This window comes from Bacillus altaicus, from assembly GCF_042136375.2.
In the GTDB taxonomy this organism is placed as follows: Bacteria; Bacillota; Bacilli; order Bacillales; family Bacillaceae_G; genus Bacillus_A; species Bacillus_A cereus_U.
Genome location: NZ_CM143394.1, coordinates 4,524,921 through 4,538,040, shown reverse-complemented (window position 1 = coordinate 4,538,040; position 13,120 = coordinate 4,524,921). Strand labels below are relative to the sequence as shown.

Below are 13,120 nucleotides of genomic sequence, written 5' to 3'. Positions count from 1 at the left end.
AGTTAGGTGGGCCCGTAAAAGCCCGATTGGTGCGGGCTGATAATCAGTGGGGGATGAACGATTTTAATAACATGCTACTCGTTTTAATTTAGATTTTTTATAAATACATGCTTTATTTTTTTGCGAAATCGGGTGATTAGCGTAATGATAATAATACCGAAGATAATTTTCCAAATGTGTTGTTCAAGTACGATGAATATATCTTCTAAGTTTTCCCCTAACCAGTAACCACCGATTAAGAAGAAGGATACCCAAAATAGGGCGCCTGAATAAATTGTCATCGCAAAGCGGCGAAACGGTAAGTTGATAATTCCTGCAAAGTATCCTGTAAAGTGGCGGACGCCTGGAATGAAAAAGGCGATAAAGATTAGAAAATATCCGTATTTATCAAACCACATTTTCGTTAAATTAATTTTTCGTTCTGTTAAAAACACATATTTTCCGTATTTCTGAATGAAAGGCATGCCCAGTTTATTTCCTAAAAAGTATTGGAATGTCATACCTACACTTGTCCCGATAAAGGATAAAATAATTAAAATTGGTAAATTCAAATCACCTTGATGTGATAAGAATCCTGCATAGGCTAATGTTGGCTCTCCTGGAAACGGAAGAGCAATATATTCTAAAAGTAATCCAATAAGTACTACATAATACCCATATTGCTGAAATAATTCGTGAATCCATTCCATATTGTGCGCTCCTTTTTATATTGAAGTTGTTACACATTTTCCTCTTTTTCGCACTGATCGAACTGAAACAATAGTAGTAGTAGAGTTTGGCTGAAGGATTTAAGCTAGTATGATTTTTTGACAACGACTCGCTTCATTTATGATCATACTTAATATAGCTCTTTGCTAATTAGCAAAGAGCATTGAAGTGTAAATGTTACTATTAGTTAAAGTTATAGCGGTACAAAAATACGTTGAAAGCTTCTTCTGTTGGTCCAAAATTAACGGCTTTTTCTTGTATACGTTGGAAGTTTTGCCTGTCATAAAATTCATAGTTACATTCATTATCTGTATATAAATATAAAGATGTTACATCTTCTTTTGTCATGTATTGGAATAAATGATTTAATAAAGATTTCCCAACTCCAAGACCTCTAGATTCTTCGGATACGATGAATAATTGTATACAGCCTTGAAAATGATCTTCTTTTCCTTGAATGAGTTCTTTATATGTTTTTTGAACTTTTATAAATGCTTTTAAAAACCCTCTATTCTCTTTATTAGTCATGAATAGTTTCAGCGTGTTAAAGGCAAAGCTAACAGTATTATGGAATCTCTTTAAACGGTTTTTATCTTTTTCGGAATCGCCTAAAATGACACCGATAACTTTATTATCTTTTTCGGCTACCTTACTAAAGGAACTTCCTAAAATGCAACTGTGTAGGTAGAAGTTTAATAGTGAATTTAAAAATTTTTTATCTGTAATGAATTCATTAAATCCAAATGCCTCACCAATTAAATGTTTTATAGGCTCATAGTCTTCCTTAACAAGACTTCTATATTTTACTGTGTTCATAATTGTATACTCCCTTTATCAATGTAAATGACTTATTATAAATAGTAAGGTCTCCTCTAAGGGGAGAGTCAATGGTTGTGTGAGAAAAATATGAGGGAAGAGATTCAAATGAAAAAAATATTTTCTATTGGAGAAGTTGCAAAAATAAAGGATATTACGATAAAAGCGTTAAGGTACTATCATAAGATGGGGATTCTTATTCCGAAACATATTGATGAATCAACAGGATATAGATATTATTCTATAGATCAATTCATTCACATCGATATTATAAAAAGCTGTAGAGAATTGAACACCAGTATAGTAGAACTTCAAGAGATTTTTAAGGAATGCAATACGGACAAGTTACTGCAATTTTTACAATTAAAGAGGGCGGAAGCGGAAGAGCATATAAAGAAAATGAAAGAGGTAATTGAAACGATTGATGGGTTAAATGAGAAAGTAGGGAGTTCACAGGAAATATTAAAAAGTGATGAAGTGTGTGTTCAGTTCTTTGAACAGCGTTATGTCATTGTGGCGCCTTGTAAAGAAGTGGGGAGTTTACAAGAGTTACTGTATTATTCTAATTTAGAGAAAATCATTCAAGAGTATGAAGATAAGATGTCAATGGAAATGGGTATTCTATACAATGTTAATGAAAAGTGGGAGGTAGAGCCAAAGTATGTTTTTAATAAGGTGCAAGATCAAGTACATATGGAAGAGATGCCAAATATAAAAGTATTACCGGGCGGGAAATATGTAACATTAGCGTATAGTAAAGAAAATGAAGAAGAACGTCGAAATACTATAATTAAATATACAAAAGAAAATAATATAGAAGTGGAGAGTTTTATTGAAGTAGAGTTAGTTAATGATTTTTTTAATACGGAGTCTTATAGTTGTCAAATTCAAATTTTTATAGGGGATAGTGAGAATAAGAAGTTTTGATTCCATAATTTTATCCCCCTATTTGTGAGCAGTAAAACTCCCACCTCAAAATTTGGCTGGAGAAAAGAAGTTAGGTGGGAGCTCTGCTGCCCGTAAACGCCCGATTGGTGCGGACTAATAATCAGTGGGGGATGAACAAAACCCCCACTGATTATAGTTTCACTTTATGGAGGGGACTGTCCCAAAAGCTTAACTTTGAAATGGAGTTATGTTCTTATTGGGTAAAATTGCAATATAACTCTCATTATAGCGACTTAAATACAAAATATGACAATGATAGCCTACCTATTAATAAAAAGAAGGCCGTCCCCAAAAAAATGGGACGGCCTCATTAGTAGTAAGGAACGTATTATTTACGTGAGAAACCTTCTTCATCAAGGTATTCCGCAGCTTCTGGATAAGAGTTGAATGTACCGTCTAAGTTTACGCCAGCGTAAACGTTCCACATGTCATCCTCTTGAATAAGAGTTAGGATATGACCGTCTTCGTTCTTCCATTCTTCTTCTGCAGCAGGTTCCATTGGTGCTACAATTTCCTCTTGCTCCTGTGATAGACGTTCAATTACTTTTTCAATTAATGAACGCAGTTCTTCTTCTGAAAACTCACGGATGTTAATCATGCCTTTAGCATCTGTTTTATAACCTTTAATGAAGTATGCATATACAAATCCGTTTCCATTTGGGTGTAAATGATATACAACGTTCTTTTTATCTAAACGACTTTCTTCAAAGTGAAAGTTTACGCGTTTTAATGATACGTTCTTTCTTTCTAATTCCGGGAAAGATTCAATAATTGATAATTTTTCTTCAAAAGTTAGCATAGTGCCTCCAAGTATATAGTAAAAGATTTAATTTGTTTATTATAGCATAGTCAAGTTTGTTTCCAAAGGTAGATTCGTCATATTGCTGTTTTTTAGTTTGATTTAGGAAGGCTATTTGTAAATGTAGACGTTTACTTCACGAGACTGTAAAGAATTTTTTATAAATACGCTAACGAATGATTTGTTTTAGATGTACAATGGAACGTGGACTTTATCCCGATTGGTGCGGGCTAATAATCAGTGGGGGATGAACAAAACCCCCACTGATTAAAGTTTCACTTTATACGAAGGTGGTTATTTTTATGTTTCAAAAAATAGCAAAGGAATGTTTAGCAGGGTTTACTGTTGCGATTGTTGCTTTGCCGCTAGCAATTGCATTTGGTATTGCTGCAACGGGAACGTCTGAGGGAGCACTGGTCGGATTGTACGGTGCGATTTTTGCAGGTTTGTTTGCGGCTTTATTTGGTGGTACACCGGGGCAAGTAACGGGTCCTACTGGGCCGATTACAGTTATTGCAACAGGCGTTATTGCAACTCACGGATTAGAAGCAAGTTTTATTGCATTTATGATGGCAGGGTTATTTCAAATCTTATTTGGTGTATGTAAGCTAGGCTCTTACGTTCGTTACATTCCATATCCTGTTGTTTCAGGGTTTATGAACGGAATTGCACTGATTATTATTTTAGGTGAAATGAAGCACGTACAAAATAGCTTTCTGCTTGTGTTATTAACAATCATTGTAATGATTGTTTCTGGAAAATGGATTAAGGCCATTCCATCAAGCTTAGTAGCATTAGTAGGTGTTACAGTAACGTTGCCGTTATTTTCTTCTATGCTACAAGGAATTACGGTAAACTTACCAGTTGTAGGAACTCTTTCTTTAAATAAGATGATTGAAAAGATTGGTGCAATTCCAGAGGCGATGCCATCGCTTCACGTACCGGCTTTAGACGCAAATGGCATGTTAGCACTTGTATTACCAGCGCTTAGTATTGCTTTACTAGGATCAATTGACTCATTATTAACGTCTGTCGTAATGGATAATGTGACGGGGACACGTCATAAAAGTAATAAAGAGTTAATCGGACAAGGTATTGGTAATGTTGCGAGTGGTTTGTTCGGCGGATTAGCAGGAGCAGGTGCAACTGTTCGATCTATCGTCAATATAAGAAGCGGGGGGAAGACAGCACTTTCAGCTTGTATGCATAGCGTCATCTTATTCATTTTCATTATGGGACTCGGTTCAGTCGTACAATATATTCCGCTTGCTGTTTTATCAGGTATTTTAATTTTAACTGGCATCGGGATGTTTGATTGGGAAAGCATGAGGAAAGCACATGTAGCACCGAGAGGCGATGTGATTGTTATGTTCGTGACGATGTTTGTGACAGTGAAATTCGATTTAATGGTTGCTGTTGCGTTTGGCATTATTCTTTCCTTCATTATATACATGGTGAAATGTAAAGAACGTAAAGCTTCTATTATAAAAGAAAAAGAAGCGACGTATACGATTCAGGGACCACTTTCATTTCTATCAGTAGATCGTATTTTTAATTCTTTACAAAATGTGAAGTCACCAGTTATTTTGCGTATGAAAGATGTACGTTATATGGATGTATCAGGAGCTATGGCATTATTAAACTTTGTTGAGCAATCGGATAAAATAGGAGCGAGTGTGACGCTTGAACATGTACATCCGCATGTTGAAAAGACGATAGTGACGATGGCGAATGATGAGCAAAAAGGGAAATTACAGTTTTTGAAAGCTGAGACAATATAGGAATAGGAACCTTCACATGAATTGTATTGTAGAGTGTGAGGGTTCTTTTTATTTGGATATGTGTTGTTTATGTGAGAAACCCTTATATCTGGATGTTGTAAATCAGTTGAGCATCAATTACATCATCTAACTTCAAATTATATTCACGCGTTGAGAAATGGCTACCTTCACAAATTAATTGTGTACGGTTAACGAAATCATAAACTTAAGATGGTTGAATAAGCCCTATTTCGTCTGATTTTTCAACTTCCTCAACTTCCTCAACTTCCTCAACTTCTTCTTGAAAAGGGAAATTTAAGAATTATTTTACTTAATTTAGCGTGTTGCAAACAATCCTCTTACTGACAAGAGCTACAGTATATTACAGGTTTATCTTGAATAAGTAAAAGTAGTAAATTTAAGGGAAAACAGGATGGGAATAATCTTATTTTGTACATATTATATTTGGAACGAGAGTATTCAATATATAAGAAATTTGGTATGATAACTAAATAAAATAGAGTGAAGTTTCTCTAGATTGAGCAAGAATACTGACTTGATATTTATTTAGATCATATTTGAAAGAAAAGAGATAGAAGATGAATAAAAAGTTTGTAAAAGGCGCTGCAATTTTAACCATTACAACGTTCCTATCGAAAGTGGTGGGGAGTTTTTTTCAAATTCCATTGCAAAATATAGCGGGAGATGAAGTACTTGGGATTTTTCGCCTCGTTTTTCCTGTATATATGATAGCCTTAACTTTATCAGTAGCGGGGGTTCCGCTAGCAATATCCCAGCTAATTGCTGAACTTCATGAAAAAAATGATCGTGACGGAATAGCGAAATTGTTTACGTCTGCATCTATTATAGGTGTTATATTTGGGGTGCTCGGATTTTTAATTATTATCATTGGATCGAGTAGCATTGCAAATATGCTTGGTGGACAAGAGACGAGGCTACCATTAATTGTTACTTCGTTTGCTTTATTAATCGCACCGTATATGGCAGTATACCGTGGATATTTCCAAGGGTTTGGAGATATGATACCTACTGGTGTATCGCAAGTAATTGAACAGTTGATTCGCGTGTTCTTTATGCTAACAATTGCTTATATATTTGTATATTGGAATAAAAGTAGTGATATCATAACAGGCGGAGCGATGATTGGTTCTTGCTTTGGTGTTATTACGTCACTCATATATTTGCGAATGAAATATGTGAAAAGCACGTATCGCTATAAGAGTGAAACATATTCATTACAAGACTTTAAGAAAAACGCGAAAAGCATACTCCGTGTTTCAGTTCCTATTGCAATCGGAGCGTTATCGATGCCTGTTTTAAATTTAGTTGATTCTGTAACAATTCCACATGTATTACATGAATCTTTTACAACGATTCAGGAACAATTTGGTATATATAGCCGTGGTTTTGCATTTACGCAATTAATTGTTGTATTTGCAAGTGCGATAGTATTTCCGTTAATTCCATTATTAACAGCGGCTTTAACAAAAAAAGATATAGCTTTAGCTAAACTGACAGTAAAACGTACAAATGAGTTTGCGCACGTTTTAACAATGCCGATAACGATATGGCTTATGGCGCTTGCAGTACCGCTTAATGTTGCATTATTTACAGATACAAAAGGAAGTGGCATGTTAGCTATTTTAATTGGTAGCTCGTATTTCACATCACTTATGGTATTATCAATAGGAATCTTGCAAGGGATTAATCGTTCGATGCAAGCAGCATGGATTGTCATCGGTGCAAGCTTTGTAAAAATTATATTAAATATAGCGCTAGTAAACCAATTCGGTATAAATGGAGCAGCGTATAGTACTCTAATTATTTATATAATGATTTGTATCGCAAATCATATTTATATTAGAAAAGATCTTTCCTACCCAATAGCTATAGGGAAATTTTTGGCTGTGATTGGAGTATCTAGTATTTTAGGTATAGCATTATACTTTGTGTCCACATTAATCAATGTGACAGATTCCAGGATTTTAGCAATGATATATAGTGCTGTAGCGCTAAGTGTAGCTTCAGTGTTATATGGCATATGTGCACTGAAACTAAACTGGATATCGAAAGAACAAATTCCATTTTTACGTAAATAAAATCGTTTATTATAGAAAATTAACCATATTATAAATGGGTATGACTTGTTAGATGTTTGTGAAAGAAATCAATTTGAAGTTATCAAACCTTTCTCGGTAAGGGATGGATAACAATTTGTTTAATTACAAAAAGAGTTGATTGCGAAATGTTGGAGGAGATTAAGAGTGCGGTTAGTTTTATCAGGATATTATGGTTTTTATAATGTTGGGGACGAAGCAATTTTGCAATCAATTATTAAAGCGCTACATGAAGAGGATCCTACTCTTGAGCTTGTTGTACTTTCAAATGACCCCGACTATACAAGGAAAATGTACGGTGTAGAAGCAGTAAATCGCTGGGATATAAGAGTGATTTACCGAGAAATAAAGAAAAGTAATGGTTTAATTAGCGGAGGCGGAAGTCTCTTGCAAGATAAGACGAGTATTAAGAGTATTTTATACTATATGGGTATTATGCGGCTTGCTCGTTTTTTGAAAAAGCCGTATTATATTTACGCCCAAGGAATCGGACCTATTACGAAGAAGCAAAATCGTTTATTAGTGAAATGGCATGTATCAAAGGCTGAATATATATCAGTGCGTGATGAAGACTCTTTTTTGTACTTAAAAGAAATTGGTATTAAGAAAGATATCGAACTTGTTCCAGATCCAGTATTAGCTTGTCAGCCAGAAGAAAAGAAATCCGATTGGCTTCAAAAACATTCTCTGCAAGGAAAGGTCGTTGCGGTTAGTGTAAGGTACTGGGATGCAAAAGAAGATTATATGAAGAAGTTAGCAGATATGCTTAAAAAGCTTAAGCAAGAGGGATACCATATTTTATTTGTACCGATGCATGGACCATTTGATCAAAATGCATCAAGGGATATCATTAATTTGATGGGAGAAGAAGCGCATATGCTCCCTTATAAAATGGATATTCATGAGAAAATCTCTATTTTATCAGAATGCTCTCTTTTAATAGGAATGAGACTGCATGCTCTTATATTATCAGCAGTTGCAAACACGCCTATGATTGGAATTTCATATGATCCAAAGATTGATTCGTTTTTACAACAAGTAAATCAGCCGATTATTGGGAATGTGGATGGAGACTGGACGACAGAAACATTACATAGTATGGCGATTAAACAATTAGAGCAGACAGAATATATACAGGAAACGTTAGGACAAAGGGTAGAGGAATTGCGAGAGCAAATTTCCATAGCATCCAAATATATCATTAATGACTTACATGCAAAAGAGTCTATAAAAAGAGGAATGGAATCTTAGTTTTAGAGGACATCCTCTTTTTATTTAGTGCGTTGTCATTAAATAAAAAGAGATAGAGGGAAATTTCCTATCTCTTTCTCCTTTTTGTATTTGAAGGTAGTGATTAAAAAAGAGAAGGTACAAGTGAAATAATAACAATGTCGAAACCCATAATAGTTTAATTTATTATTTCCCACAAATAGTGGAATAAATAAGAAGAAGCCTCTTGTAAATTGTTTACAAGAGGCTTCTTTTATTTCTTAAACTTAAACATCTCACCAATCAAATTCGAATCACTATATACAAACAATACCATGTTAATATTGTTGTCTTTAATGTATTGATATACATCCTTTTCGTGATAGTGACGGAGGTCGAGGATGGATGTGTGTTTAAAGCTTTGTGCTAAGTGAGGCACGATTGCGTTTGCGAATGAGTCTTTTAGGACTAAAGCTCGTACATCATTTGGTGCATTGTTATTTTCGATGACGATTTCTGGGTAGTCATTTGCATAATAGCCTGCGTATGATGTTGTGTTTTTTTGTTTTTCTACGCCGTATAGCTCGTCTAGTGTGCGATATATAGTGCCATTTACATCTTTTGCGGCTACGCTTGTAAAGTTGAAACCGTCTTTCGGTGTGTAGTAGCATAGTTTTTCACCAGTTGCATCGATCAGTTGGTATAGCTGATTGTTAAAGCTTCCGACTAGATGTTTATTTGGAGCGCACGTACGAGTATAATCTTCTTTTTTTATTTCTTTTCCTTTATATATAGAAGATTGTTGCGCGATTGTGTTCATTATATATTGATAGCCTAAGAAGGCACCATCCATATTCCAGTGATGGTCTGTTTTGAAGTACATACTTTGTATTTCTTCATTTGTATAGTTTTTCTTGAAATGTTCCATGAGTTTAATTGGCGTTACGTCCGCAGGAAGTTTATTAAGAAAATAATTTAAATTTTCCTGTGCATATGTGTGAATATGAGAAGGTAATTTAAATGATAAAGCATTCGTTTTGGACGGTGGTAAAGCAAAGTAAAACTCAATATTTTGTTCTTTTAAAAACTGAGATAAGTCGTTTACAGCTGGCATATCTTGGTCAATCTCATTATATTTTGTAGTCCAAGCAGGGTTTTTTAGAAGCCATTTATCATCAGTTAGAATAATATCGTTAATGAGAGACTTGCCCATTTTAATTTGGGTAAGTGTATAGTTTTTTATGAGATCATCTCTTCCGATTAATTGATCGTTTGTATATGTCTCAAAGTCTTTAAAGAAACTACCATTTAAGGCAGCTTCTTTTGTAAGATCTGGTTCTTGAGCGAGCGGACGGTTTTCAACGGGCGAAACTGCTCGGTCAGTTTTGAGAAGCGATAATATGCCAAATGAAAAGATAATGGTGAGAAAACCGATAAATAGGACGATGTTCCCCAATTTTTTCATAATAACGTTTCCTTCCTACATAAAGTGAAACTTTAATCAGTGGGGGTTTTGTTCATCCCCACTGATTATTAGTTGAACCAATCGGGCTTTTACGGGCAGCCCGACCCCTACCGAACTTCTTTGCTTTCGCTGAATTTTGAGGTGGGGGTCTTACTGCCCGGCAAATAGCGGGATAAGTTAAAACCTGAAGTAAATAAATGGATTATACGTCGAATTAATTAAATACATAATCGAAATCATAAATAATGTTAGTAATAATATAGGACGTACAACTTGCATCGTGAATATATACGTTTTGGGTGCAAGTTCTAATATGTTTTTAACACGTTTCAAAATTGGTGTCGCTGCGATAAAGGCAATGATAAATATGACAATGTATTCATGTATATATATCATTGTGTTGTCATCGATGAAAGATTGCCTTTGCATGCCAAACATAGCTTTTAAATATTGGAACGAGTATGCGAAGTTATCAGATCGGAAGAAGACCCAACCGATCATAACGATGATGAGTACATATGCATGTTGCAGCGGCTTCCATAGCTTATTTAATATTTTCTCAAATCCAGCTTTTTCAATGGAAATAATAAAGCCGTAATATAATCCCCAGGAGATAAATGTCCAGCTTGCTCCGTGCCATAAACCAGTTAATCCCCATACGATGAAGAGGTTACGGTAATTTGCTAGTTTGGATACACGGTTTCCACCGAGCGGAATGTATATATAGTCGCGGAACCAAGAGCCTAGTGTAATATGCCATCTTCTCCAAAATTCTGAAATGGATTTCGAGATGTACGGATAATTGAAGTTTTTCGGGAAATCAAATCCGAACATTTTTCCAAGTCCAATTGCCATATCAGAGTATCCAGAGAAATCGAAATAAATTTGAAGCGTATAGGCGATAATACCAATCCAAGCCGTTGCAGCGCTCATTTCAGACGGTGGTAAGGCAAAGATTTTATCTGCGACAAATCCAACTTGATTGGCGATTAATAGTTTTTTCGCTAGTCCTAAAACGAAAATTTGGATACCTTCTGTAAATCGTTCAAAAGAATGGATGCGCGTTTTAATTTGCTCAGCAACGATATTGTAACGAACGATTGGTCCGGCAATAAGCTGAGGGAAAATTGATATATATAACGCTAAGTTAAGTGGATTTTTTTGAACTGCGCCATCTCTACGGTATATATCGATGACGTATGACATCGCTTGGAACGTATAGAATGAAATTCCAATCGGAAGTGGAATAGGTTCCACATGAATGGATAAATGCAAAGTTTGATTTAAAATATCTGTGAAAAAGGAAATATATTTAAAATAAGAAAGTAATAAAATATTCCCGACCACAGCCATAATTAAAAATGTGACTTTCATATTTTTTCGTTTATCATAATGATGCACGAGTAGGCCGAAGCAGTAGTTTAATATAATAGAAAAGAGCATTAAGAGGACGAATCGAGGTTCTCCCCATGCATAGAAAATTAAACTAAATGCAAGTAATACGAAATTACGTAGCTCGGCACGCACTATAAAATAGAAAAATAATACGAGAGGTAAAAAGATAAATAAGAAAACAGAACTACTAAATACCAAAGGACTCTCCTCACTTTTTTCAAAATACATTTCGTGCAAAAAACCGACATTTCTATTATATATTTTTTTATATAATAGCGCCTTTAATATTTTAGCATGTTAATAATTCGATTGAAATGATTATCCTATATAATAGAAGAAAAGGGGAGCGGAATCCTTTTGACACTCACTATTTGGGTAAGATAAGATGAATAAGGTGTGATTTGTTTAGAAGGGAAGAGATGGTGTGTTATTTAACTCATTTGAGTTTATTTTTTTATTTTTACCGATAGCATTTCTTTTATATTTTCTATTAAATAAATTTGGACATGCTACATTAGCGAAAGCTTGGCTCGTTGCGGCCTCTTTATTTTTCTATAGTTATTGGAATGTGAAATATTTACCGCTTATGTTAGTGTCGCTCATTGTGAACTACTTTATCGGAATGAGGCTCGTAAAACATAAGAGTAAATTTCTTTTAACAGTAGGGTTAATATTTAATATGGGGATGCTTAGTTATTTCAAGTATTATGATTTTTTCTTACAAAATGTTAATGCATTAATTGGAACTCATTTTACATTATTATCATTAACGTTACCGCTCGCGATTAGTTTCTATACGTTTCAAAAGATTGCATTTTTAGTAGATACGTATCGCGGGGAAACAAAGGCATGTCATTTTCTTGATTACGCATTGTTTGTAACGTTTTTTCCGCAGCTTATTGCAGGGCCGATTGTACATCATGCGCAAATTATGCCGCAGTTTGCTGACGATAGTAAAAAGCGCTGGCAATCGAAGTATATCGTTCTTGGTATATTTGTATTTGCAGTTGGTATTTTCAAAAAGGTAGGTATTGCAGATGTATTATCACCCCTTGTACATGAAGGGTTTGATGTGCAGCAATCATTAACATTTGTCGAAGCATGGCTTTCGTCGTTAGCGTTTACGTTCCAATTGTATTTTGATTTTAGTGGATATAGTGATATGGCAATTGGAATCGCTTTAATGTTTAATATTAAATTACCTCAAAACTTTAATTCACCGTATAAAGCAGTGAATATACAAGATTTTTGGCATCGTTGGCATATGACGCTTAGTCAGTTTTTAACGAAGTACGTATACATTTCTCTAGGAGGAAATCGAAAAGGGATTACGCGTACATACGTAAATATTATGATTGTATTTTTAATAAGTGGACTTTGGCACGGAGCTGGTTGGACATTTGTTTTTTGGGGATTCTTGCACGGCGCAGCTTCTGTTATTCATCGCTTATGGAGTAAAGCGGGAGGGCGGATGCCAGCCTTTGCTGGTTGGCTCGTTACGTTTTTCTTCATTAATATAACGTGGGTATTCTTTAGGGCAACATCGATGCATGATGCGGTGAAAGTGTTAAAAGGAATGTTCGGGCTAAATGGAATCGAATTAGCAAATAGCGTATTCCCGGCATTTATAATAGAGAAGCTGCAATTTTTAAAAGAGTACGGTGTTTCATTTACAGAAGGGTACCATGTCTCTTTATTAGATCCGAAAATGGTAGCGTATATTTTCGGAGCGTTATGTATTAGTTTCTTCTTAAAAAATTCAATTCAGTTAAAAGATTCATTCCGTCCGAATGTATGGACTGCTTTATTTACTGCAGTATTGCTCGTATATAGCGTGTTACATTTAACGAGTATTAGTGAGTTTTTATACTTTAATTTCTAG

Annotated in this window: 10 protein-coding genes and 1 pseudogene; 5 read left to right on the top strand and 6 right to left on the bottom strand. The window is 34.8% G+C overall.

The annotated features are described in order from the left end of the window. Window positions 1–83 precede the first annotated feature (83 nt). Window positions 84–689 carry a DedA family protein gene (locus ACE38F_RS23500; RefSeq protein WP_375370401.1) on the bottom strand — a complete coding sequence of 202 codons (606 nt, stop codon included), beginning with the start codon at window positions 687–689 and terminating at the stop codon, window positions 84–86. A 202-nt stretch (window positions 690–891) separates the two neighbouring features. After that, the gene (locus tag ACE38F_RS23495; protein ID WP_375370400.1) at window positions 892–1,524 is read right to left on the bottom strand and encodes a GNAT family N-acetyltransferase; all 633 of its coding nucleotides are present in this window, start codon (window positions 1,522–1,524) and stop codon (window positions 892–894) included. Window positions 1,525–1,632: 108 nt separating this feature from the next. On the opposite strand from ACE38F_RS23495, the gene ACE38F_RS23490 reads away from it, so the two are divergent. Continuing rightward, a complete protein-coding gene (locus ACE38F_RS23490) occupies window positions 1,633–2,451 on the top strand; it encodes a MerR family transcriptional regulator (protein ID WP_375370399.1) in 819 nt (272 codons plus the stop codon). Between the two features lie 349 nt (window positions 2,452–2,800). Here the strand turns inward: ACE38F_RS23490 and ACE38F_RS23485 are convergent, their stop codons facing one another. Continuing rightward, on the bottom strand, window positions 2,801–3,271 hold the full coding sequence (locus ACE38F_RS23485; RefSeq protein WP_215569874.1) for a hypothetical protein: 471 nt from the start codon (window positions 3,269–3,271) through the stop codon (window positions 2,801–2,803). A 302-nt stretch (window positions 3,272–3,573) separates the two neighbouring features. Between ACE38F_RS23485 and ACE38F_RS23480 the strand changes: the two genes are divergently transcribed. After that, entirely contained in the window at window positions 3,574–5,052 is a 1,479-nt protein-coding gene (locus tag ACE38F_RS23480) for a SulP family inorganic anion transporter (protein WP_375370398.1), read from the top strand. 88 nt (window positions 5,053–5,140) lie between these two features. On the opposite strand, the pseudogene ACE38F_RS23475 reads toward ACE38F_RS23480, so the two are convergent. Beyond that, window positions 5,141–5,323: pseudogene (locus tag ACE38F_RS23475) on the bottom strand (hypothetical protein); the annotation flags it as partial. A 307-nt stretch (window positions 5,324–5,630) separates the two neighbouring features. On the opposite strand from ACE38F_RS23475, the gene ACE38F_RS23470 reads away from it, so the two are divergent. Together ACE38F_RS23470 and csaB are read left to right on the top strand one after the other, a co-directional pair. Continuing rightward, the gene (locus ACE38F_RS23470) at window positions 5,631–7,151 is read left to right on the top strand and encodes a putative polysaccharide biosynthesis protein (protein WP_341307563.1); all 1,521 of its coding nucleotides are present in this window, start codon (window positions 5,631–5,633) and stop codon (window positions 7,149–7,151) included. A gap of 165 nt (window positions 7,152–7,316) precedes the next feature. Further along, the gene (gene csaB, locus ACE38F_RS23465) at window positions 7,317–8,420 is read left to right on the top strand and encodes a polysaccharide pyruvyl transferase CsaB (RefSeq protein WP_375370397.1); all 1,104 of its coding nucleotides are present in this window, start codon (window positions 7,317–7,319) and stop codon (window positions 8,418–8,420) included. 232 nt (window positions 8,421–8,652) lie between these two features. Here the strand turns inward: csaB and patB1 are convergent, their stop codons facing one another. Beyond that, window positions 8,653–9,843, bottom strand: a complete 1,191-nt coding sequence (gene patB1 / locus ACE38F_RS23460; RefSeq protein ID WP_375370396.1) for a secondary cell wall polysaccharide O-acetyltransferase PatB1 — start codon at window positions 9,841–9,843, stop codon at window positions 8,653–8,655. Window positions 9,844–10,020: 177 nt separating this feature from the next. Beyond that, window positions 10,021–11,436: an MBOAT family O-acyltransferase gene (locus tag ACE38F_RS23455; RefSeq protein WP_375370395.1), complete on the bottom strand. Its 1,416-nt coding sequence runs from the start codon at window positions 11,434–11,436 to the stop codon at window positions 10,021–10,023. Window positions 11,437–11,662: 226 nt separating this feature from the next. On the opposite strand from ACE38F_RS23455, the gene ACE38F_RS23450 reads away from it, so the two are divergent. Next, a complete protein-coding gene (locus ACE38F_RS23450; protein WP_375370394.1) occupies window positions 11,663–13,120 on the top strand; it encodes an MBOAT family O-acyltransferase in 1,458 nt (485 codons plus the stop codon).